The 23,145-nt window shown below is 40.2% G+C and carries 16 protein-coding genes and 3 pseudogenes; 11 read left to right on the top strand and 8 right to left on the bottom strand.

Translation table 11 applies throughout. The features are described 5' to 3' along the window. The first annotated feature begins 19 nt into the window (after positions 1 to 19). Positions 20 to 1,396 carry a sodium:alanine symporter family protein gene (locus tag NL646_RS18700; RefSeq protein ID WP_229617369.1) on the top strand — a complete coding sequence of 459 codons (1,377 nt, stop codon included), beginning with the start codon at positions 20 to 22 and terminating at the stop codon, positions 1,394 to 1,396. A 108-nt stretch (positions 1,397 to 1,504) separates the two neighbouring features. Here the strand turns inward: NL646_RS18700 and NL646_RS18695 are convergent, their stop codons facing one another. Then, entirely contained in the window at positions 1,505 to 2,071 is a 567-nt protein-coding gene (locus NL646_RS18695) for a hypothetical protein (protein WP_005477711.1), read from the bottom strand. Beyond that, positions 2,072 to 2,707 (bottom strand): LysE family translocator, encoded by a 636-nt coding sequence (locus NL646_RS18690; protein WP_005464660.1) that lies wholly within the window; start codon positions 2,705 to 2,707, stop codon positions 2,072 to 2,074. Positions 2,708 to 2,928: 221 nt separating this feature from the next. Here NL646_RS18690 and NL646_RS18685 point away from each other — a divergent pair. Beyond that, positions 2,929 to 4,146 (top strand): annotated as a pseudogene (locus tag NL646_RS18685) (carboxypeptidase M32); the annotation flags it as partial. A 77-nt stretch (positions 4,147 to 4,223) separates the two neighbouring features. Beyond that, positions 4,224 to 4,514 (top strand): hypothetical protein, encoded by a 291-nt coding sequence (locus NL646_RS18680; RefSeq protein WP_253664541.1) that lies wholly within the window; start codon positions 4,224 to 4,226, stop codon positions 4,512 to 4,514. 325 nt (positions 4,515 to 4,839) lie between these two features. On the opposite strand, the pseudogene NL646_RS18675 reads toward NL646_RS18680, so the two are convergent. Together NL646_RS18675 and NL646_RS18670 are read right to left on the bottom strand one after the other, a co-directional pair. After that, positions 4,840 to 5,227 (bottom strand): annotated as a pseudogene (locus NL646_RS18675) (IS5 family transposase); the annotation flags it as partial. Between the two features lie 373 nt (positions 5,228 to 5,600). Beyond that, positions 5,601 to 7,160 (bottom strand): methyl-accepting chemotaxis protein, encoded by a 1,560-nt coding sequence (locus NL646_RS18670; RefSeq protein ID WP_253664540.1) that lies wholly within the window; start codon positions 7,158 to 7,160, stop codon positions 5,601 to 5,603. A gap of 264 nt (positions 7,161 to 7,424) precedes the next feature. Between NL646_RS18670 and NL646_RS18665 the strand changes: the two genes are divergently transcribed. Then, positions 7,425 to 8,957: an EAL domain-containing protein gene (locus NL646_RS18665; RefSeq protein ID WP_253664539.1), complete on the top strand. Its 1,533-nt coding sequence runs from the start codon at positions 7,425 to 7,427 to the stop codon at positions 8,955 to 8,957. 1,085 nt (positions 8,958 to 10,042) lie between these two features. Here the strand turns inward: NL646_RS18665 and NL646_RS18660 are convergent. Next, positions 10,043 to 12,130: a replication endonuclease gene (locus tag NL646_RS18660; protein ID WP_253664538.1), complete on the bottom strand. Its 2,088-nt coding sequence runs from the start codon at positions 12,128 to 12,130 to the stop codon at positions 10,043 to 10,045. Positions 12,131 to 12,393: 263 nt separating this feature from the next. Here NL646_RS18660 and NL646_RS18655 point away from each other — a divergent pair, with 263 nt between their 5' ends. From NL646_RS18655 to NL646_RS18645, 3 genes are all read left to right on the top strand, one after another. Next, a complete protein-coding gene (locus NL646_RS18655) occupies positions 12,394 to 13,065 on the top strand; it encodes a hypothetical protein (RefSeq protein ID WP_253664537.1) in 672 nt (223 codons plus the stop codon). A 192-nt stretch (positions 13,066 to 13,257) separates the two neighbouring features. Further along, a complete protein-coding gene (locus NL646_RS18650) occupies positions 13,258 to 14,415 on the top strand; it encodes a hypothetical protein (protein ID WP_253664536.1) in 1,158 nt (385 codons plus the stop codon). Between the two features lie 381 nt (positions 14,416 to 14,796). After that, positions 14,797 to 15,108 carry a hypothetical protein gene (locus tag NL646_RS18645; RefSeq protein ID WP_253664535.1) on the top strand — a complete coding sequence of 104 codons (312 nt, stop codon included), beginning with the start codon at positions 14,797 to 14,799 and terminating at the stop codon, positions 15,106 to 15,108. Positions 15,109 to 15,119: 11 nt separating this feature from the next. Here the strand turns inward: NL646_RS18645 and NL646_RS18640 are convergent, their stop codons facing one another. Then, positions 15,120 to 16,718: a recombinase family protein gene (locus NL646_RS18640; RefSeq protein ID WP_253664534.1), complete on the bottom strand. Its 1,599-nt coding sequence runs from the start codon at positions 16,716 to 16,718 to the stop codon at positions 15,120 to 15,122. 56 nt (positions 16,719 to 16,774) lie between these two features. On the opposite strand from NL646_RS18640, the pseudogene NL646_RS18635 reads away from it, so the two are divergent. After that, positions 16,775 to 17,038, top strand: a pseudogene (locus NL646_RS18635) (carboxypeptidase M32); the annotation flags it as partial. A gap of 90 nt (positions 17,039 to 17,128) precedes the next feature. Here NL646_RS18635 and NL646_RS18630 read toward each other — a convergent pair. Continuing rightward, positions 17,129 to 18,088, bottom strand: a complete 960-nt coding sequence (locus NL646_RS18630; protein ID WP_005500398.1) for an LpxL/LpxP family Kdo(2)-lipid IV(A) lauroyl/palmitoleoyl acyltransferase — start codon at positions 18,086 to 18,088, stop codon at positions 17,129 to 17,131. Between the two features lie 685 nt (positions 18,089 to 18,773). On the opposite strand from NL646_RS18630, the gene NL646_RS18625 reads away from it, so the two are divergent. Further along, entirely contained in the window at positions 18,774 to 20,201 is a 1,428-nt protein-coding gene (locus tag NL646_RS18625; protein ID WP_253664533.1) for an APC family permease, read from the top strand. 112 nt (positions 20,202 to 20,313) lie between these two features. Here the strand turns inward: NL646_RS18625 and NL646_RS18620 are convergent, their stop codons facing one another. Next, a complete protein-coding gene (locus NL646_RS18620) occupies positions 20,314 to 20,673 on the bottom strand; it encodes a hypothetical protein (protein ID WP_005485673.1) in 360 nt (119 codons plus the stop codon). Between the two features lie 377 nt (positions 20,674 to 21,050). Here NL646_RS18620 and metA point away from each other — a divergent pair, with 377 nt between their 5' ends. Together metA and pilW are read left to right on the top strand one after the other, a co-directional pair. After that, positions 21,051 to 21,992, top strand: a complete 942-nt coding sequence (metA, locus tag NL646_RS18615; protein WP_005464332.1) for a homoserine O-succinyltransferase — start codon at positions 21,051 to 21,053, stop codon at positions 21,990 to 21,992. Positions 21,993 to 22,140: 148 nt separating this feature from the next. Further along, positions 22,141 to 22,866 (top strand): type IV pilus biogenesis/stability protein PilW, encoded by a 726-nt coding sequence (gene pilW / locus NL646_RS18610; protein ID WP_005477819.1) that lies wholly within the window; start codon positions 22,141 to 22,143, stop codon positions 22,864 to 22,866. The last annotated feature ends 279 nt before the right edge of the window (positions 22,867 to 23,145 follow it).

Raw genomic sequence — 23,145 nt, 5'->3', positions numbered from 1 at the left:
GTTTTATTAAGGGGAAATCATGAACGACCTACAATCTTTACTACAAACCATTGATAACTTTGTCTGGGGTCCACCACTGCTTATTTTGCTTGTGGGAACCGGTGTTTACTTCACTTTTAGCCTAGGCTTGATCCAGTTTAAGCACCTACCAACCGCGTTAGCCATGGTATTCAGTAAAGATAAGTCATCTGATAAACAGGGTGACGTTTCTAGCTTCGCAGCACTTTGTACTGCACTTTCTGCAACTATCGGTACTGGTAACATTGTCGGCGTTGCAACCGCAATCAAACTTGGTGGCCCTGGCGCCCTATTCTGGATGTGGCTTGCTGCCCTATTCGGAATGGCGACGAAATACGCTGAGTGTCTGCTTGCTGTTAAATACCGACGCGTTGACGACAATGGCCAAATGATTGGTGGCCCAATGTACTACCTACAATATGGTGTTGGCTCTAAAGCACTAGCCATCATGTTTGCGGTATTCTCACTTGGGGTTGCTTGTTTTGGTATCGGTACGTTCCCGCAAGTAAATGCGATTCTTGATGCAAGTGAAATCTCTCTAGGTGTAAACCGTGAGCTTGCTGCTTTCATCCTGACGCTTTTGGTTGCATTTGTAACTCTAGGTGGCATCAAATCTATCGCAAGTGTCGCAGGTAAAGTGGTTCCAGCAATGGCGCTGTTTTATGTGTTGGCGTGTCTTAGCGTGATCATCATGAACGCAGATCAACTACTAAATGCTGTTGAACTTGTGTTGGTATCTGCTTTCACGTCTACCGCAGCAACGGGCGGTTTCCTAGGTGCTAGCATCATGTTGGCAATACAATCTGGTATTGCGCGTGGTGTATTCTCAAACGAATCTGGTTTGGGTAGCGCGCCAATGGCCGCAGCAGCAGCGAAAACAGACTCTTGTGTTAAACAAGGTTTGATATCGATGACAGGTACCTTCTTCGATACCATCATCATTTGTACCATGACAGGTCTAGCCCTGATCCTAACTGGCGCTTGGCAAAGTGATTTTTCAGGTGCCGCGATGACAACACATGCCTTTGCTGTTGGTCTCAACGCAGAAACATTTGGCCCAATGCTGGTGTCTATCGGTCTGATGTTCTTTGCGTTTACAACGATCCTTGGTTGGAACTACTACGGTGAGCGTTGTGTGGTGTTCCTAATGGGCACAAAAGCGGTTCTGCCTTACAAGATTATCTTCCTTGCTCTAGTGGCTTCAGGCGCGTTCCTGCATCTAGACATAATTTGGATTCTGGCAGATATCGTAAATGGCTTGATGGCGATCCCTAACCTTATTGGTTTGATTGCGCTTCGTCATGTTGTACTGGCAGAAACGAAATTGTTCTTTAACCCTTCAGTTCAATCTGATGATCTTGATGCGGTAAAAGCATAGCTCTACAAAGAACCGTTAAGCCTGCACTTAAACGAGTTAGAAACCTTAAAACACAAAGCCCGCTCATGTTTAGCGGGCTTTATTTTTATCTAGATTCAGATGACTGCGTTAATCACGTAACCACTGATGTTCAACCTTCTCTCCACGCTGTTCAAAAAACTTAGCGTTTTGCTGTTTGAACTGATCAACTTTAATATCCGCGATTGGCCAATGGGCAAAATCTTCCGTAATGAAAGACTCATCAACGCCAAATTCTAGCGAATCTAAATGCTTACCTATGTAACGGTAAAAATAACTCTGTCCGACGCTATCACACACCATTGGCACATGCGCCATTCGCTGGCGATTCACTGATACGGATGCCCAAGTTGTGGCGTTCGGTTTGCAAGTTTTCTCCTGCACAACATCGATTTCAAACTTGTTGTCTAACGTCGTAGATACAAAAACGACGATCGCATCGTCAAGGTAAACTCGTCTTAACAAGAGCTGTTTGGTGTCGTGCGTTCGCGCCTTTTGGATACCATTAGAAAACGGCTCAAAGTGCGCCCAGTGCCACCCCCACTCCATCCCCCGAGGTGAAAACTTGATTTGTGGTAATGTCATCCAAGCAACAGCACTCGCAAACCCCAACAAAAACAGCGTCAACATTAAAGCAAGTCGGTATAAATTGCGCATTTAAAGTGGTTCTTCAATCAGTAACTTAATTCCTAGCGCAACAAGCACAGCACCTGTTACTCCTTCCATCCATTTCATAAAGCTGGCATTTTTGAGCAAGTTCTTTGCTGAGTTTAAAGCCCCCGCCAAGCCACATTGCCAAACCATTGCGATAACAAAATGGATAGCGGCCATCGTCATAGATTGCAACAATGGTGAGCCTTCCGGATTAACGAATTGCGGTAAAAATGCCAAGTAAAACACTGCCGTTTTTGGGTTTAATACATTTGAGAGAAAGCCCTCTCTAAACGAACGTTTTCCACTGTATACCTGCTGAATTTGTTCAGCGACAGTAATGCCTCCGTCTGAAGCCATTAGCGCTTTCAAACTGCTGATACCAAGCCAAATGAGGTACGCGGCTCCAATCATTTTAACGATTTGGAATAGCTCAGCGGATTGTGCAAGGATGGCAGAAATGCCCACGGCAGAGAAAAACGCATGTACAAACAAGCCAAAACAAATGCCTAAACTTGTTGTACACCCATCTTTTAAGCCCGAACGACTTGTATTACGAAGAACTAATGCGGTATCCAGCCCCGGCGTCAGCGTTAAAATCGTGATAGCGATAAGAAACGCTTCAAAATTTAGTATGTCCATATTGTTGTGATAATTAATGGGTAATGCATCATCAATACCGCCAATCAACTCGATTCGCAAGCTTCTTTTTTAAGAGCGCTATACAACCGGATGAATTTGTGGACAATGAGACGTCATTAAATGTTAATTATTAGTAAATTAACTTCAGTTGCTTAGCGCGACTTGATGTGAAGGACCCTTTTCGGGTGTTTAGGGAAAGAACAAAAATAAGAGTAGTCACAATGAATGCATTTACAAAACTCGTCGAACATTCAAAAAAAGTCGCCAACTTTGGCCATTTATTAGAAATTGTAGGCTGGGATCAAGCTGCTGTGATGCCATCAGGCGGTGCTGAAGCACGCTCCAACGCAATGGCTGAACTTGAAGTACACATCCACTCACTCATGACTCAGCCGCATCTTGAGGATCTATTTGCACAAGCAGAAGAAGAAACCCTCGCCACGCAAGAGCGAGCCATGTTACGTGAAATGAAACGCGAATGGCAGCTTGCAAACCTTCTTCCAGAATCATTAGTTCAAGCAAGTTCTCTTGCCGGTTCGAAGTGTGAGCACGCTTGGCGCACACAGCGTTCTAATAATGACTGGGCCGGTTTTGAGAAGAACTGGGCAGAAGTTGTAAAGCTATCCCAAGAAGAGGCTCAAATTCGTGCAGACGCAAATGGCACAACGCCATACGATGCGATGCTGAATGTTTACGAGCCAGGCACGACGTCAGCTTCGTTAGATACACTGTTTTCTGACGTCAAAACATGGTTGCCTTCTTTAATTGACGAAGCAATTGAAAAGCAAAAATCAAATAACATTCTGCTTCCTAACGGCCATTACCCTGCTGAAAAACAAAAAGCACTGGGCCTGCAAGTGATGAAGCTGCTCCAGTTCGATTTCGAGCATGGTCGACTCGATGAGAGTGTCCACCCGTTCTGTGGCGGCGTTCCTACCGATGTGCGTATCACAACTCGTTACGATGAGAGTGAGTTTATGCAATCATTAATGGGAATCGTGCACGAAACTGGCCACGCTCGTTATGAACAAGGCTTACCTAAGGAATTGGCTGGCACACCAGCGGGTGAAGCGCGATCAATGGGCATTCATGAATCACAATCTCTATTCTTCGAGATGCAAATTGGCCGCAACAGCGCCTTTATCGATCATCTTGCTCGCTTGGCTTCAAATCATTTCTCTGGCAACGAGTTCGCGAAGGACAATCTAGCGAAGATATACACGCGAGTAGAAAAAGGCTTCATCCGAGTTGATGCAGATGAACTGACCTACCCTGCGCACGTTATCCTTCGCTACGAAATTGAACGAGATCTCATGAACGGTGTGATTAAACACACTGACGTCCCTGAATTGTGGAACGAGAAAATGAAAGCGTATCTGGGGCTATCTACAGAGGGCAACTTCAAAAATGGTTGTATGCAAGACATCCATTGGACAGAGCGATAGTTTATAATGTAACTTGCGTAATACTCTATACAATATTCTCTTCTTCTTGTAGTATCGCCATCTTGTTTTTTATGGCTGATGAAAAAATGAAGATAGAAGCTAATCATAATAATCATGTACTTATCGCTGAGATTCAAAAGATTGAGAATGATGAGCGGGGGGATCACCGAATCGCATTCCAGATAAACAAAAACTGGGGCGACCAGTATTTTGAGCAAGAAGATGTTGACGAAGCAGGTAGTACTGAGGCTTTACTTAGAAACACAGCTAAAGAGCTTGCCTTGGAGTTCATTCCAGATTCAGAAAATATTAAGTTCAAGGAAACTGACAAAAGAGCAAACGTTGTTAGTATATTTTCCTAACTTATTTGAAACTTATTTGAATTGGTCTGGATACCAACTGTCAGATCCGAAACAACGATGTAACCAGATCTGACAGATGACAGTATCACGCCGTTGCCCTTTTGCTTATTGACACATTTACTCAGTGGCAACTCACACCACTGGAATCACCGTGCTCTTGCGCATAAATGATGTTCCTCTTTTGAATTGCTATACGCATTCGCTGGAAGGCTCAATGTCGCTTCTGGACAGAAGTCAGCTAGAATAAAGTCTGATATGGCTTATTTCGAATAAGAGAATGTATTGGAAACTTCCAAAGATGTGGCCAACTTTTATTGACCACTACACCATAAACCTTGAGGCCAGTGGCATCAATTGCCAGATGTTGTATTGCACCTCTGGTTTTGGTTTTAAATGAAACCTCAACTTCCTTAGCTCGGCGGCTTATACAGGTGTAGTGCGGACAAACTAGCGGGGTGTTAGCCAGCTTAAATACTGAGTCTAGAAAACCTTGCAGCGCTCTCAATGGCATAGAGAAAACGCGTTTCACCATCAGTGCGGTAGTAATGGCTAAGTCGCTGAATCGGCGAGGTCTACCACGCTTGCCTTGTTTGTTTTGATTCCACTCGGCTATCGTTTCCTCATCAATACAAAAGGTCAGAGAACCACGGTTGATTAAGGCTTTATTTATTGTACTGCTTCCAGTTAGTTGTTTTGTAACGAGGTTTAGGCATGAGGCTACGATGATAGATGGGTGTAGCCGATCAGATCGTAGCTTCTTGATTTGGTTCCATCGATTTAAGCAACAAAGCCCGCCAATTTCTATATCTAAAGAAACAGACTCTGTCCTAGAAAAGGCTGTTGAATGGCAATTTCACCTATAATAATCGTCCTTAACAACCTCTGAGTATCTGAAAAGAATACTCAGAGGGTTGCTGATCAAATAGATCCGTTAACTTCCCTTTTAAAACGACAAAATCGTTTGGCTTCACTAGCTAAAGAGATTCTAGCCCAGAAATAATCTGAATGGCACCGAGTCGAAAGTGGATAACTGTCAGATTAAATCTAAATGTATATATAAGTTGATAATTTATATGTATAAATAGACTAAACCTTAAACGATCCTACAAGGTTGCCAATATTCTCTGACAGATCTGTCAAATTCAAACTGGACACCTCTAGATGTTCACTCGCGTCAAGTGAAGTCCTCACTGACTGACTTACCGAATCCATATTCATGTTGATTTCATTTGCCACGATGGACTGTTGTTCAGTAGCTGCGGCCACTTGAGTATTTAAATCAAGTATAGTGGCAACTTGTATAGCAATCTTAGAAATTGCTTGGCGTGTCAACTCTGATTCAGACGCACTTAGTTTAATAATTTCTTTACTATGATTCATCGAGATTACAGCGTTTTGGGCTTCATCCTGTAATTGACGTATCATTGCGTCTATCTCATCGGTTGATTGTGCTGTCTTACTAGCAAGGTTGCGAACTTCGTCAGCAACAACTGCGAAACCTCGGCCTGCATCGCCTGCTCTAGCTGCTTCAATAGCAGCATTTAAAGCTAACAAGTTAGTTTGGTCAGATATACCACGGATGACTTCTACAATGCCCCCTATGGAGTCTGTCTTATTTGCAAGGCTTGTGATTACACTAGATGTTAAGTTCATATCGTTTTCAAGTCTAGCTATGCCATGTTGTGTTTTTTCTAGCATGTCAGTTCCGATTTGCGCTTCATTATTGACCATTTCAACTGCGTTGGCTGCACTAGATGCATTTGAAGCAATGTCATTGACTGTCGCAATCATTTCGTTCAATGAAGTAGCGACCAGTATAGTTTGATCGTTCTGTGCTTGACCTCTTGTTAGTGCACGCTGCGATTCCTCGTGCAAATCATTCGCGCATTTATGAAGTTCGGTTCCCATATCAATAACTTGGCTAATTATTTCATGTACTTTTTCGACGAATATGTTGAAAGAGGATGATATTTGCGAGATTTCATCTTTGCCATTGGAAGGAAGTCGTACTGTTAGATCACCATCTCCATTTGAGATATCTTTTAACGCAAGGTTGAGTAGAGATAATGGCTCCATTAATTTATTCAGTGAGAACGACAATAATATAATACAAATTGCAGACACTCCCATCATGCTAGTCAACTGATAAATCATTATACCTTTAGTTGCATCTTTAACTTCAGTTTCAGGGATGCCTATGTCTAATGCTCCAAACAACTTGCCGTTAACATAAATTGGCGTCATTATGTCATAGACCCAAACTTGTTGAATATCAGCATACCATTTAGAGTGTTGTTTTACTCCCTGGCTTGCTCCATCAATAGTATAAACGTCGTTATAAACTTTACCTATCTTCTGCTCATCACTATGAGCTATAGCTTTTACACTACGGTCGATAATTACAGCGTAGCTAACGTCTGTGCGTTGTTTCAATTGTTCAACTAGAGCTTGTATATCCGAAGTTGGATTAGATGAATTCTCGAGTATATAGCTAACATTATCAGCGATTAATTCGGCTTTTGTTTTAGATTCGTGAAGAATGATATCGCCTATTTTTTCACTAGAAATAAAATACGTGACTCCCATGCTTGCAATGGCTGCTAAAGTAAACATGGTACATACTGCTAGTAATATTGTTTTTTTCATTTAATTGTCTCGGTATAAATGTGACTTATTGCATAGGTGTATGATTATGCAATACTCCCTCGAGCCAAAATCCGTTTGATGTGAATAATAATGGTTTAATAAAATTTGTTAGAATTTTCGATGTAAATCAAAGGGGGTACTTTACACAATGGGAATCGAAAAAACAATTATCTAGTGAATGAATTGCACTAGGGGTATAAATTGCTCATAATAGGCTTCTTTAGGTTTACAGATTAATAACATTTACTAAGTAAATTAAAAGTTATGAAAAAACATTTCAATTTGAGCGGGGATTACTCATGTAGAAATAAATCAAGGATAGATTTTATATGTTTGTTAATGGTGTTTGTATTATTTTCTTTTATTTCAATCCAGTCCGAGATTGATTTGGTTGAAAATATATATTTCCTCACAAGAGAGTATGAAGAGTGGGAGATAGATGAGATTATATTTGTTCTTGTGTGGGCATCAATATTCACTACACTTTATTCTTATCGACGTTTTTGTGATGTAGCACTAATGTCTAAGAAAAGTGAATGGGAAGTTAACAATGATGTTTTGACGGGAGTGAAAAGCAGGAAGTACATATTGGGTTTTATCGATTATTTAGAAAGTAATTTCGATAAAATCGATATTGCCGTATCTTTTGTGAGCTTAAATGATTTTAAAATGATAAACAGTTATTATGGTCATGCGTATGGAGATGATTTGCTCAAGAATGTTGCTAATAGACTATTATCTATAATCGACAGTAATGGCGTCATAGCTCGCCTGGGTGGAGATGAATTTTTAATTATTCATTATAACCTAAAAGATAGATTGGAATGGGAAAGAAATATACAATTGATAAGCTCATCTCTAAATGAACCATATTTAATAAGAAACAAGAAAATTTCTATCACTCATAGTCATGGAGCTGCCTCATTTCCAGAATGTGGACATACTATCCATGAAACTATTAGTTCAGCTAACTACGCGATGCTTCAGTCTAAGGTGAGTAAATATAACTTTCCTACCATTGTCGATAGAGATTTATATAATGAAATGCTTCTTAAAAAAGAGATTGAAAAAAAGATAGTGAGTTCTTTTATAAATAACGAACTATATATTGTTTTTCAGCCAATTGTTGAAATGGATGACATGGAAATCATTGGTTATGAAGCATTGGTACGTTGTAGTATCGATTCATGTATGGTAAACCCAGAGTTGGTTGTTGAAACATTGGAAAAAAATGGCTTATCAGAAGATTTTCTTCGATGGCTAATATTTAAATCTTCTCAAGAGAGCACAGATTTTTTGGGTTGCAATCAGTATCTTTCAATAAATATAACTGCAAGTCAGATACTTTCTTCCAGTTTCATTTCTCTTATCAATGAGGTAAGTGAAAATCTGTCTTGTAAAAACATTAGACTTGAGATAACAGAACATACTGCGATATCAGATTATGATAAGCTATCTGAAATAATCCTGTATCTAGATGAAATTAATATAGCTCTGATGATAGATGACTTTGGGACGGGTTACTCCTCGATGGATAGGTTAAACCAGCTTGATGTTAAAGCGATTAAGATCGACAGGACATTTTTAGATATTTCAAGCGTCAAGAGTAAAATAATACTAAAATCAATATTTGATGTGGCTACAGAATTGAAAATAGAAGTGGTCGTAGAGGGTGTTGAGACTATCGAGCAGTTCTTTTATTTATCAAATTTTCCAGGAATTAAGGTTCAAGGTTATTACTTTCAAGCACCAGCAACAAAGAATGATATTTTGAAGTTCTTGTCTGATTTTAAATAAAATTACTTTATAAGTTACTGGGTATCAAGCGATGCCTCGTTGCAAGCTGGGTTCTTAGAAGAGCAGCACTTGGTAACAGGTATCGTCTACTCAACAAGTTATGAGTCACTAAACTAACAGGCTGTTTATGCGATTTGGTCGCGACCATATCAGCAAACGTGTAAGATCGAGTATGCGCCAGTATAACTTCTTTTATTTGAGCCCTTCACCTTTGACGGGCTTGTTTTTTAACCATATCTGGAAACTTTCCGTTCAACCTCTTTTGGTTTATTTTTTATCTCTTGCAATTTACTTAAATTTATGAGGCTGTAAAATTTAACGGTCAGACAGTCTTAATGCCCCTTCTTCTTCAGTATTTATTTTACCTTTTCAGGTTTAATATATGGATTTAATATCTTTATTTTCAATGGATTACATTCATTTTGTTCATTATTTGTCATTACATCACTTCCTTCTTCATTTCTTTTTCCTGTGTAGTTTCTGAATATTAACCCTTTTGCGTTTACTGCTTTTTTAAACTCTTTATGGTTTACTTACTTGGCTTTTCTAGGTTGTTTTTTATTCTGCTACAGTATATTTATTTCACCTTTTTCAGTTTGCACCTTTTACTGATTATCGATTATTGGTTCAAAGCATTTAAAATTAGTAAGTTACGATTGTGGACACCTCATTATTTTTTGCACCTTTAAACCTAAAGTGGTTTATTGCATTTATATTCAATAACTTATCAACAAAAACAGAGAAAGTGAAAACATCACCTCGCTCTCTTAACCCGCCATGACGGGTTGCTGCTCTTTTTTTTTTGTTATGAAAAAGCGCAGCACGGAACGCAGTGACTGTGCGAGCACTTGGATAACTATCTTTAAGTGCCCCCGAAACTTTTTTGGAGGAGTACTGCGACGGAAAAAAACGGGGGTAAGCTCTTAGGAATGATTGGAGCGAAGCGAGGGAATGACTTAGAGCGCTGCACTTAAAGGTAGCGAGAACTAACTTCCAAGGACGCTTTGGCGTCTGCGCAGCTTGCTGCGCTCAATAACGACCAATAGGGCGCTTTAGCGCCCGTATCTAACTTTGATTGTTTATGGTTATAATGCCTTATTTAATAAGTCATCTTCATTGACTTGGATGCCTTTGATATTGCTCTTCCACTCTTCTTTGGTAAGCGTAATTGTACTGTATTCAGTGCCTAGCGTTGTTCTTTTCAGTACCTTCTCCCCGAAGCGGTTTATGTCCTCTACGGTGTTATATGTTAGCTTCTCTGCCTGTCTCATGAATTCTCTGTAATCTGTACCTTTTGCGCCGCTTTTTAGTCTTTTTGTTTTTACAGATGAGGTGCCGATGATTGCCAAGAGCTCCTTGGCTTTGCTGTATTCGTCATCTAGTCTTTGCAGGTACTCTGCCCCACTTGTTGCCTTCCTTTTTGCTTTCTCGGCTTCGCTTTTCATTATTCGCAAAATTAGCGCCCTTTTAGCATTTTCCAAGCTTTTCGGCTTTTGTATTTGCTTTTTAAGCTCTGGTACTTTTGCCTCAATAAGTATTCTTGCCATAAAGTTTTTCACAGCATTGCCGCCCACCTCTTCCATGAGGCTGTTGATCTTTTGGGCTTCTTTTAAAATCTTACCCTCTCTGCTTACAATCTCGAAAGAGCGCCTGCTCTTGTTGGCTATTTTTCTACAATCCGTATATTTGGTTTTGACACCTTTATAACCAAAAGGAGCATGGCTTCTAATGCCCGTTGCGTGCTTCCAGGCATCGATGGCAACCAGCTCTGTCCCCTTTATCTTGCCGCCCTCAAGTTCTGCACTGCTTGTCTTCGTCATGTATTTCAACATGTACGAAGCCGCGCTAGCTTCTTCCTTGTCGAGCTTTTCCCCATTCTCGTTTCGCCCCTTCTCGATGATTGCGCAGCGTCTTTTGTCTTTTCCAAAATAGTGCCTGAAAAGCTCTTTATATTGTTCCTTAAACTCAGGGTTGCAAAAGAGCATAATGTGCCAGTGTGCGCACCCCGACTTGTGCGGCTCGACCACGCGCTTGCCAAAACCGTTACCGCCGTCAATCCCGAATTTTAAGTCCTTACCAATTTTCTTGGTAAAGCTTTTGTTAAGGTTGCGCCACTGCCCCTGCAAAAAGTCGTGCGAGTCTCTTGCGCTTGCGCCCTTCCAGCACAGTTTGCCCTCGGAAGGGTTTGAGTGATACTCTGGAGGGCAAGTTGGCGTAATAAAGAGCCATGTATACCCTTTTTCTTCTGCAATCTCTTCCAGCGCCCTTAATTCGAGGTATAGCTCTGTCAGCTTTGCTTCATTTGTTTTTTGCATTTCAAATGCCGATTTGCCGCTTTTTGTTATTTTACTTTTCAGGTACTTCTCTCTGTACTTCTGTTGTTCCTTGCGCTTTTTGATGGAGCGTTCGCCAGCATAGGCGTTATATCCCATCACCTTATTTTTCTGGCGCTTTTTTACTTTATCTGCGCCAATATTTTTAAGGCGCATATCATCATGCAGCAGCTCTGCTTTCACATGTCTGTTAAAGTTGTTCCTGCATGTCTTTTTATCATTCAGCCTTTTTAGTGTTGCCATGGCTGTTTTTTTGAGCTCACCCTTTTTGTTTAGTGCGGATGGAAAAATGCTTGTTAGTTTCTTGCCTAGCGCTCTTTCTAATTGCTTTTGAAAATGCAGGTGAAACTCTACTGAGTGTACATTAAAAACTTTTGCTGACTTCGCCATTAAATGAATGACAACTGCACACAGCTCTTCTCCAGCATCACGAGTGTTTTGCTCTGATGCATTAAAGTATGCTGACGCCCTAAACCTCGCTCTCAATGTCTGATTGATGCAAGGCATTGTGCGTCCATTCCTTTCTTTAATTATTTCGTAAAGTCTTCTTTGTCTATTGCCTTTAATGGACTTAAAAGCGTTAAAGCGCTTAATGCGTTGCTTTTCGGCAAGGTTGTCAGAGAAGATGGCGTTGCACTCCCTGTTAATTCTTTTTGCCTCTATTGTTATCGGTGCTTTATACTGATTAAATAGCACGCTATAGCTTCTTTCAATCTTAGCAATTTCACTATGGGGATCTTCTGTGCCTTCTATGATTAAAGCAAAACTAGAGCACATCAAATCAAGATGAGCTCTAATGTTTATTTTTTCCTCGGCACTATTAAATTTAATATTTTTCATTGGCATCTGATTTATTTATTAATTATATTTTACCAAATAAACAAATCAAATTCCAATAGCTTGCCAAGGTGTATATTTTCAACCAATAACGGTTATTTAATCAAACTACTTCTAGCTAAACCTCAAATTATCTTCCACCTAAAGACCTGCCCTACAAACAATAATATTACAAGCTAGTAAATCAATCAAAAATCACACAACAAAACACTTAATTAAATTTCTAATAAGTGATATCATTGAACTAAGCCAAAACGAATTACCACATGAAAACCTACAATGATACATTTACTTGCAACAATGCAACGATAAACATCTCTATTATTGCAAGCCTGAAATATGGCATTTATTCTCTTAATATTATCTTGGATATATTTGAGAATGGGGTTAATTACTCTCAAGAAGCGCTTAAAGCATATAACTCTAGCATTTCAATTACACTTAATGAAAAGCAAGTGGTTAATGGGAGTGGCGAGCACGCCATTTATCAGCACATCATTTCTAAGCTTTCTGAATTCGCATCTAAAGCCATTTTAAATGATGATATTTCCTTTGATGCCCAGCAAATATTTGAACACTTCTCAACAAAAGTTCTAAATTTAAAATCAAAGGAATGTATATCCCTTGCAGCATTTAAGCTAATAGATGGGCTATATTTATTTGAACATAATTTACAAAAAGAAGATGCTATCTGTTCCACGATGCTTGAATTTGCATTGAAACATGGCCTTGTTTATGAAAAGGCGGGCAAGCTCTTAGCTGATAAAGTAAAGCTTTCGGAAATCTTTAAAATTAGTGAAAACGCAGCTTATAAAGCAACAATAAACACGACATCTACCAGTAATTTACTATCAAGGCTGGTAATTCTCACTGATACTATAATCTATAATCCTGTTTCAGATGAAGCTAATAGGATCATGGCGATCATTAACAGATAGAAGCCTACTGTTTATTTCGTAAAAATCTTATCGTTTTTAAAAGGGTTTTCAATACCCTTAGTGACCGACTAAGGTTATGTTCGTGCCTCACATAACCGTCGGTGGGGGATAAATCCCCTCAACCCCTTAACCCTCCCCTGAGCGGAGGAAATAAAACGAACACTTATAATAAAAATAATAAAGGTGACTACTATGTATATGTTTAATCACATCGACACATACGCTCTAAATGCATCTAAAGATAAAAAGGCTTTTGGAACTGTTGTTAAAGAATTTATGAGAGAGCCTGGCAATTGTCCTCATGTACCTCATCCGCTATCTCCAAAAATTCTTTATGGCGTTAATGCTTACGTTGCTGAACAAATGATAAAACAGCGTGTAGCAAAAGCTAAAGATAAAATTGGACGCAAGATCAGGAAAGACGCTCAAGTTGCCCTGTCAGGTGTTGTTTCTTTTCCTCGTGAGTTGCGCGATGAGAGCGAGGAGTTTTATCAGTCTTGGGTTAGAAAGAATATCGATCACTTTAAAAAGAAATATGGTGTAAATCTAATTTCCATCATCGAGCATGATGATGAAGAGCATCCTCATTTGCATTATACGGTCTCTGTGCCTGAGAGTGTCGTTAATGGCGAATGTAATATTATGTTTATCCACGAGCCTGTAAAGATGAGAGAAACCACCAAAGGGGGTAGAAAGAAAAAGTATGCTGCATATAAAAAAGCCTTTATAGCGCTTCAAGATGAGTACTTTAATGAGGTTGCCATTCACTTCGGTTTATTGCGCACTGGCCCGCGCCGTAAACGACTTAGTCGCAAAGAATATATGACAGCTAAGCATGAAGCTAAACTTGTAGCTAATGCAATACATGAGAACGAACAAAGGCAAAGCGAATTAACCCAGCAGGCTCAAAAAATTGAAAGCAAACAGGATAAATTATCAACCTTGGAAAGCTCAGTTAAAAAGAATGCTAAACAGGTAATTCAAAAAAAAGAGGACTTGAGAAAAAGAGAGGCAGCCCTAAATAAAAAAGAAGAAAACATTGCAACTCAGGAAAAATTACTATTAACTTTTCTTGATGAAAATCCAGAACCAAATAAGGCGAAAAACTTCTACTCAAAAACGGTTCGCAATCTTAAACTTAAGCTCGATGAATATATTAATCTATTTAAAGAATATAGGTCTAAGTATAATAAACTAACTGTAACTCATAAGAATCTAGAAGCTAGTCACGATATAATTATAGTTGAAAATGAAAAGATAAAAAATGAAAACCTTAAACTTAAAGCGGCTTTACAAATATATAAAAACTCTGCTAATATAATTGAAAACACAATGTCATATCATCCATGAGAAAACTTAAAATAAGTACAACATCTAATGATTGTCAGAGACTAATTGATAACTGTATTAAGTGTGGCGATACTTTGCTGCTCTCTTTCTTTATTGATAAAGTAACACCAACATCCATACTTGAATTTATTGATAACTTTTATTTTTCAGAAAGTAGCGATAAATGCTATATGACTTCTTATTCGAGAAATTTATACGCACTTAGTCCCTGCGAAGTATATTTTAAATTTGACGAATATTATTTAGATATTGTTAATTTTGAGCATCTTTTTTCTTCATCTAATGATTTTGAGGATGACTATCTGTTTGATTATATTTTGCAAAATCAAATAGCAATTGAATTTGACAATTTAGAGACCAACTTGATGAGAGGGAAAATTCATGGCAACAGCTAGAAACATGATATATCACAAGCTACTTGATCATTGCACTCATGCAGCTTTGAATCATTGCTGCGACATTAATATCAATTCAATTAAGACTGAGTTTTCTGGCGACTCGGTTGAGACATTTAGACTAAATGTTGAATTTAATGTTACTCAAAACCTTAATGGTCAGTATGAGGATTTTATGTTCGCAATGTGTGCGTATTACATAGTTGATAACGATAATGTAGAAACTAAACTTGATGTATATGCGTTTCCTGATTCGCTTTCAGGTATAAAAGAAGTCCCTCCTTCCATAATTCATTAATAAAAATCCCCTTATCGAGGCTTTCTTTTGTAGAAAATAGTAGTTTGATAGCTATCATTTTCAGTTATGTAGTTGAGTGATAGGTGATTTCCGTTGTTAAAATAACAAGCTAATGATTGAGTCTTAAAATCAATCACTATCTGCTTAACTGACTGAATCAATATCTGCTTAAACAGTTTTCTTTCACTTGAGTTTTTCATGTTTAAGCACTTATTTGCAAGGCTTTTCAGTTTTTCATAATCAGCTTCACCACTTGATTGAGTTAGTTTTTTATTCAGCATTTCTGTTAACTCTTCTCTCTTTGAGTCAAGCTCATCTATTTCTTTCATGATCTCAAGCTTTAGGCTCATCGACTTCATTTTCTTTTGTTGTTTCATCAACATTTTGAATTCATTGTCGATATCAGCAATTTGCGCTCTGATGCTTTCTTCGTTCCCTTTAACGACTTTATGACTTTTCAAAAAATCAGGATTAAGTTCCTTGTGTATTGCATTAATAAAAGCGTGCTCTAATCGCTCACACTTAAAGCTTGAACAACAGTCCAACGTTTCCTTGTGCTTTCTGCAATGTAGTCGCATAACGCTTTGTGTGTACTCTCCCTTGCGATTCACTTGCTTTTGCATCTGTGAACCTGTCGTATAACCGCACTTGCTGCATACACATCTATCTTTACCGTAACTTGAGAGTAAGTATGTCACGCTACCATACGCTTCTCTACTGTTTGCTTTTTTCTTCTTTCGCTCTTGAATCACTAGAAACTCGTCTTTGCTGATCATCGCAGGGTAAAAGTTCTCAAACTCAAACTTCTCTTCAACTGTTACACCGTCACTATCATAGCTTAGTTTAAATCTGTTTAAGCCATAAAGCGCAGGGTTATCTAGCACTTTCCTTATAGTTGTGATGCCCCATCGTTTACGCCCTGTTGGTGATTTGATTTCCTTTTTCGCGAGTTCTCGACTGATAGTGTTTAGTCCCTCATGGTTCAAATACATGTTCACAATTAACTCAACAGCTTTGGCTTTTTCGTTTAGCACATAGCCTTCTTTTGTATTAGTGATCCAAGATGGCACACTAGTAAAATTTGTAGTGTGCTCCCCTTTTTCGTGCTTCAGTATCTTACCTTTTATACTGCCCGCCGATAGGGCTTGCTTTCGCTTAGATTCTTCGTGAGCACGCTGCATGACAGCATAAATACCGTAAAAAACCTCAGGTCTTCTGTTCATTTCGCGTGTGTTGTAGATGTTTCCATCGTTTGCAGTGATTATCGAAATCCCGTCATTAATCAGGCTGCTAAACTGCATTTGTGCAAAGAATGGCGCTTCTCTACTTAGTCTGTCTAACGACTCAACAATGAGTATTGAACCTTTTGCTACATCTCCACTTTTTACAGCTTCTAGGAAACCACCCAGCGCTCCTTTTCGAATGTGTGCAGCCTTAAATGCAGAGAATCCCCTGTCTGTCATGATGAGGTCTTCATTGATGGTCAAGTTGTACTTCTCAGCAGCTCTGTGAGCACACTCAAGCTGTCTTCGCTCTGAGTCTCCGTCTTCTTGCGTCTTTCTGGAAAAGCGTATGTACAGATACACCTGAGCTTCATTTTGTTCAATCATAACATCACCATAACCTTAATTTTTTCAGTACTATATATGAAAGTTACTTTTGACGCTATACAGACGGCTCTTTTGGTTATTTCCCATCGTACACACTAGGAGCCATGTACGCGGCACAATTTATGGCAGCGATGAAGAAGACGATCGACGTTGATGGTGTAATTCAAAGTGGTGACCTTTCACCTATCTTTACTTGGTTATCAGACAATATCTGGAGCAAAGGTAGCTTGTTAACAACCGATGAGCTCGTAAAACAAGCAACAGGTGAAACGCTTAATGCTCAACACTTCCAAGCCCACTTGAAAAGTCGTTACCTATAACTGCTGAGCTTAATATAACGTTAAGACCCACGAGTTAAGACTCAAGAAAGTCAATGCCCAAGGAACGTAGCTCCTTGGGCATTTTTCTTTTTAAATACTGATATCCATTGCAGGGACAAGTCTTGGTTTATACAAGCAGTCTTCACCTTCTGGCCTGGTTTTAAAACGTCGGTGGAGCCACATGTATTGGCTTGGGCTTGCCATGATAGATGTTTCAACGATTTTATTAACGAAAGCCGCAGCACTATCGGGATCGTCTTTTGGAAAACCATCCACTGGCGCATCAATCGTCAAGGTATAATGCCCATCTTCGCCTCTGACCATCGTAAATGGGACAATTGCGCAATTTGTATTATCGACTAGCAAGCTAGTGCCCGTTGTTGTACACGCATTTTTAACTGCGAACAACGGAGCAAACGTCGAACGTCTGTTACCGTAATCATGATCCGGCGCATACCAAACACGCTCGCCAGAGTTGAGTGCTTCAAGCATGGCTTTGACATTTTTACGATCGATCAACGTACGGTTAGAACGAGAACGACCTTTGTATTGGAAATAGTCGAAACACGGATTGTTGTTTGGTCGATAGACACCCGTCCCAGATTTTTGAATGCCAAATGCGCGAGCACCTAATTCCAAGTTCATTGAATGGACGGCCAACATTAAGGCACCTTTACCGGACTTTTCTAACGCTTCTAAATGCTCCATTCCTTTAATCGTAACGTGCTTACTGACTCTTTTATCTGACCAAAACCATGCCATCGCTGTTTCGAAGAGTGCAATACCGGAGTTGTCGATATTATCTTTTAAAATTGCCTCGCGTTGAGATTCGCCCATGTGAGGAAAACAAAGCTCAAGATTGCGCCGTATCGTTACTTGACGCTTTTTCATTATTCGCATGGCTAAACGGCCAATACCGCGTCCTAGCGCTAATTGAATATTAAAAGGAAGAAGGCTCAATGAGTACATCACGCCGATGAGAATTAACGTACCCCAATAACGAGGTAAAAGAAATTTAGCCTTAAATTCAGGCTTTTTGTATTTATTCATGTGTGAAATGTCAGATGCGGGCATCTATAAGTGGGAGAAACAATGATAATAAAAAGCACTTTTATCATTGATAACGCTAATAACATAAATTAAAGCGCGCGGATTCTATGGTTCTTCGACACACTACACAATAAGAACTTTACAAGAATATGTTGGGCGTGCAAAAACACCAAAGACGAGCTCGGACATTAACATCTACTGATGAAATGAATCCACCCGCCTTTCATAAAGTTTGGATAAACATAACCGTGTATTTACAATACCTTGGATTGCGTATTACCCCCAAAGAACGGCGATCAGAAAAATAGCCGCAAACAATCCAGCGATAACTAACATTAAGTATGATAGCTTGCCTGTTCCACCTTTTGGCGCTTGATTACAACATCCCATTTGACTTCTCCTTAACGATTTTCGTTCCCTTTAACTTAACGCTTACCCTTGGGTGAAGGTCAACCTGAGGCAGTTTGTTGTGTGTCTCTTTTACTTTTTTCGCGCCAATACACCAACGCAAACGTTTATATTGCTTACAAATAAATCACTGAGTTTTCGGTTCATTTTTGGGTAAATACATACCATTTTTCGCTATATACCCGCCGTTTATAACAACCCTACAATACGCGCGTCTTACTTGTAGCACGCGGGTTTTCCAACCATGAATTCGTGGCTCGTTTATTAAAGGTATCGAATGAGCAATATCGCCAAGTCCGCTGTTAAACTCAGTGTTTTCTCTGTGATCATGATTACGGTTACATCCGTTGATAGCATCAGAAACATACCGGGTGCCGCCTTATTTGGTAGTCATGCCATCTCTTTCTTTTTACTTGCTGGTTTATGCTTTTTCATTCCCACAGCTTTAGTGTGTGCCGAGCTAAGCACGACTTACCCTCAACAGGGTGGCGTCTATCTTTGGGGAAAAGAAACGATTGGACCTAACTTCGGCTTTGCGACCGTTTGGTATCAATATGCGGAAAATATCGTTTATTACCCGCCGCTGATCTCTTTCATTGTCGCTACAGGTGCCTACCCATTTTTCCCTGAACTGGCGCAGAATAATATTTTCATGTTAATCATGATTAACGTGATTTTTTGGGCGCTAACATTGGTAAATATATTCGGCTTACGTTTGTCATCGATGATCACAAACGTGTTTGGCACTCTAGGGCTCATTTTCCCAATTTTGCTGATCATTGGCTTGGGTGGTTACTGGGCATATACCAATCCGGGAGAGTCTCATATCTCCCTTAGTCATGTCTCCGACTGGCTACCCGATTTCTCTCAAGATGGAATTGGAGCAGGTTTCACCGCTGTCGTGCTTTCATTGACTGGTTTAGAAATTACCACCTCATATGCGAGTGAAGTAGAAAATCCACAAAAGGCGTACCCAAAAGCACTCTTAGCTTCTACGGCGCTGATTTTGGTTTCTTTAACAGCTTGCTCGCTGTCAATTTCATCGGTGGTATCAAGCGATCACGCCAGCTTAAGCGAAGGTGTGATCTTGGCGTTCAAAACCTTCTTTGATGATTTGAACCTCTCGTTCATGCTGCCTGTGATAGCTTTGGCGATTGTGTTTGGCACGCTAGCAAGCTTGAACAACTGGATTATTGCACCGACAAAGAGCCTGCATGTGGCGGCGAAAGACCAGTTTATGCCAATCGCACTGTCGAAAGAAAATCAAAACCAAGCACCTGTCGCCCTACTCTTATTGCAAGGGGCTATCGTTAGCGTGTTGTCCTTAGTGTTTATTTTGGTTCCAAACGTTAATCAAGGTATGTGGCTGCTGAACATCTTAATGACTCAGTTATACATGGTGATGTACGTGTGTATCTTTATTAGCTTTTTGGTGTCACGACGCAAACACGCAGACATCGAACGACCATTTCGTGTCCCTGGCGGTAAAGTGGGAATGAACGTGGTGGCTGGTTTAGGATTAATTAGCTGCATGATCACTATCGTGGTGTCGTTCGACGTACCAGCAGGTATCAGCGCAGAAACGGGCGCGTATGCACTCGTATTGGGGTTCATCGCATTCAGTTTGCCAGCTATCGCGGCGGTGATGTATCGCAATCGAAAAGTTCGCTCTCAAGATCAACTAATCGAAGCTTTAGCAAGCTAATTTTTCCGGAATACGCAATAGATTAAAGCCGCGGCAGTTACCTGTCGCGGCTTTTTATTTTTACATATTTTGTCTAAAAGTCATGCAAAGCATTCTTGCAACCCCACGCGTTCTAGTGGGTATTTCGTTTGCCTTCTTTTTGGTATTGCTGAGAAATTTCGAAGTAGATATGCATGTCTATTGGCTCAGGTGTATTCAAAAGCATTTTGCCGACTTCGCGCTGAAAATGGCCGTAGTTCCCAAGCTCATCGGTTAGGCCTAGTTGCTCGTAACATGATTCGCTTGCGAACATGCCATACGCGTAATAATGATGATTTAGATCTTTTTGTTTGTCATAGCCAAGCTCTTGAAGTGCCTGATCAATTTCATCGGGAACGTAAGTGTTTTTATCGCCAAACGAACGCAACAACACGCTTGGAACCTCTTGAGCAATGCTCTGAATTTTCGTTTTTTTCTTAAAAATACCGAACATAATGTCCTCCACTGACGATGTCTCCAAATACCGCACACAACGTGGGTTGAGCGAGCGAATAGTTTTTAGTATGGCTCACGATTTAGAGACTAAGTTACATTCAAGTCACGTTTGTATACTAACTTGATCGCATAATGCGCATCAAATAATAGTCACCTCGTTTCAACCTCGTCTCATCAGAAACCCTGTTTTAATCACAATTGCTGGCTGCATTGCTGTGCCTTTCCCATACTATCTAATAGGCGTCGCTATCTTCTGCTATCAGTGTTTTGAAATAACCTTGGCTAAAGTCACATTTCGTATCGACATCCATTTTAATTTAAGTTAGCTTTAGAAGTATAGACGTCTAGATTGACTAAGCTTAGGGAGAGAAAGTCGTGCCAATTAGAATTCCAGATCAACTACCTGCTTCAGATGTACTAAGGACAGAGAACATCTTTGTAATGAGCGAAACTCGTGCCGCGAGTCAAGAAATACGTCCTTTGCGAGTACTGATTCTGAATTTGATGCCCAAGAAAATCGAAACAGAAACGCAGTTTCTTCGCCTCCTTTCAAACAGTCCATTGCAAGTAAACGTCGAGCTACTGCGCATCGATAATCGACCAAGCAAAAACACACCAACCGAGCATTTAGATACGTTTTACCGTCAGTTTGAGATGGTAAAAGGGAAAAATTTCGACGGTCTTATCATCACTGGTGCGCCACTTGGTCTGGTGCAATTTGAAGATGTGATCTATTGGGATCATTTAAAAACCATCATGGAATGGGCGAAAGACCATGTTACCTCAACGTTGTATGTGTGTTGGGCGGCGCAAGCAGGCTTAAAGTTGTTGTATGACTTGCCGAAAAAAACGCGTAAAGAAAAGCTTTCCGGTGTATATCATCACCAAATTCATAATCCATTCCACCCTATTTTGCGTGGGTTTGATGATACGTTTTTAGCGCCCCATTCGCGTTATGCCGATTTTTCGCCACACTTTTTAGAAGAACATACTGACTTAGATATTCTCGCCACATCCGATGTGGCGGGCGTGTATCTGGCAACGACCAAAGACAAGCGAAACGTTTTTGTTACCGGCCATCCAGAGTATGACTCGCACACTCTTCATAATGAGTACATTCGGGATTTGGGTGAAGGGATGGAGCCAGCAATTCCGGTCAATTACTACCCGAACAACAACCCAGATAACCCTCCCATTGCGAGTTGGCGAAGCCACGGACACTTGCTGTTCTTGAACTGGCTCAACTACTGCGTATACCAACAAACGCCTTACGATCTGGATCACTTCAGCGAAGATGCTTTCACTAAAGACGATTAAATCAAGAATTAAGTTTGTGAACCGAGCCGCCATCTGGCGGCTTTTTCATATCAGTTTGCAAACCTGATCGCATAGTGCTTTTTCCTCAATGGGCTTTTGCTACGTAATTCATATCATGCTGTCAGATTCAGGGATGTGGGGAAGAAGAATGAAAACCGTAACGCTCAGTGCACTAATGTTGATGACGCAGTTTGCACTCGTAGGCTGTGTTACCGTAAAAGAAAACGGCGCTCCTATCGTGAAGGCCGATCCTGTTGCTATGGCAGAATCTCGCATCGCTCTTGGGCTTGGTTATCTCGAAGGTGGCAATATGATCCGAGCGCACGACAATTTGCAACAAGCCTTGAGCCACGCCCCACAGTACTATCGCGCACAGCTTTCTATGGCACACTACTACGAAACCGTTGGTGAAGATGCGAAAGCAGAAGACATGTACAAACGCTCTTTACGCCAACACACCAAAAACGGCAACGTGCTCAATAACTACGGAACATTTCTATGTAAACGAGGTGATTTCCAACAAGCCGACCAAATGTTTAACCGCGCAATTGAACAACCTTATTACTACCTCATCCCTGCAAGCTACGAAAACGCCGCTTTCTGCGCATTAAAATCACAAGATAAAGACAAAGCAAAATACTACTTTACGCGAGCTATCGATCACGACCCACACCGCCCAAAATCGATTCTCCAACTGGCTAAACTCGAAATAGAAAGTGGCAACTTTACCGATGCAAGAATTCGACTGATGCGATTTAATCAAATGTACGGTGTGAAAAAACCGTCACTGCAACTTATGATCGAGTTAGAACGTGCGGCAGGTAATGAAGCGCTAGAGCAAAAATACGTAAAACAGTTAGAACGCATGTCTTAACGAGCCACACTAATAACCCAAACAGCATAAGTCTTTGCTTAACTTCTCATTTTATTTTCAGGCTCACTTACACCGTTCAAGTTAAGTGAGCCTTGTTTCTCAGAACGCCGACAAATCCCCTGTTTCACTTGTGTTTCAGTCACTGAAAGAGCGACATTACTCCTGTACTTAACATTCAAAATCGGTACTATTTGAAAGATACGTGACCGAGTCACTTTTTGAGTTCTAACTCAATAATTACTGAATGATTGTGCGCTTCGTTGAAGTGCAATTTGCTTT

Source organism: Vibrio sp. Y20_XG_PY13, from assembly GCF_024181925.1.
GTDB classification, from domain to species: Bacteria; Pseudomonadota; Gammaproteobacteria; order Enterobacterales; family Vibrionaceae; genus Vibrio; species Vibrio parahaemolyticus.
The sequence above is the reverse complement of the archived record's forward strand: the minus strand, read 5'-3'. Positions and strand labels throughout refer to the sequence as shown.

What these genes read in the sequence shown, in the direction of transcription:
- NL646_RS18670 (WP_253664540.1), bottom strand. Translation starts at nt 7,160, where the DNA reads ATGAAAAAAACAATATTACTAGCAGTATGTACCATGTTTACTTTAGCA.
- NL646_RS18645 (WP_253664535.1), top strand. Translation starts at nt 14,797, where the DNA reads ATGGCAACAGCTAGAAACATGATATATCACAAGCTACTTGATCATTGC.
- NL646_RS18620 (WP_005485673.1), bottom strand. Translation starts at nt 20,673, where the DNA reads ATGTTCGGTATTTTTAAGAAAAAAACGAAAATTCAGAGCATTGCTCAA.
- NL646_RS18680 (WP_253664541.1), top strand. Translation starts at nt 4,224, where the DNA reads ATGGCTGATGAAAAAATGAAGATAGAAGCTAATCATAATAATCATGTA.
- NL646_RS18640 (WP_253664534.1), bottom strand. Translation starts at nt 16,718, where the DNA reads ATGATTGAACAAAATGAAGCTCAGGTGTATCTGTACATACGCTTTTCC.
- NL646_RS18690 (WP_005464660.1), bottom strand. Translation starts at nt 2,707, where the DNA reads ATGGACATACTAAATTTTGAAGCGTTTCTTATCGCTATCACGATTTTA.
- NL646_RS18660 (WP_253664538.1), bottom strand. Translation starts at nt 12,130, where the DNA reads ATGAAAAATATTAAATTTAATAGTGCCGAGGAAAAAATAAACATTAGA.
- NL646_RS18655 (WP_253664537.1), top strand. Translation starts at nt 12,394, where the DNA reads ATGAAAACCTACAATGATACATTTACTTGCAACAATGCAACGATAAAC.
- NL646_RS18625 (WP_253664533.1), top strand. Translation starts at nt 18,774, where the DNA reads ATGAGCAATATCGCCAAGTCCGCTGTTAAACTCAGTGTTTTCTCTGTG.
- NL646_RS18695 (WP_005477711.1), bottom strand. Translation starts at nt 2,071, where the DNA reads ATGCGCAATTTATACCGACTTGCTTTAATGTTGACGCTGTTTTTGTTG.
- NL646_RS18630 (WP_005500398.1), bottom strand. Translation starts at nt 18,088, where the DNA reads ATGAATAAATACAAAAAGCCTGAATTTAAGGCTAAATTTCTTTTACCT.
- NL646_RS18700 (WP_229617369.1), top strand. Translation starts at nt 20, where the DNA reads ATGAACGACCTACAATCTTTACTACAAACCATTGATAACTTTGTCTGG.
- pilW (WP_005477819.1), top strand. Translation starts at nt 22,141, where the DNA reads ATGAAAACCGTAACGCTCAGTGCACTAATGTTGATGACGCAGTTTGCA.
- NL646_RS18665 (WP_253664539.1), top strand. Translation starts at nt 7,425, where the DNA reads ATGAAAAAACATTTCAATTTGAGCGGGGATTACTCATGTAGAAATAAA.
- NL646_RS18650 (WP_253664536.1), top strand. Translation starts at nt 13,258, where the DNA reads ATGTATATGTTTAATCACATCGACACATACGCTCTAAATGCATCTAAA.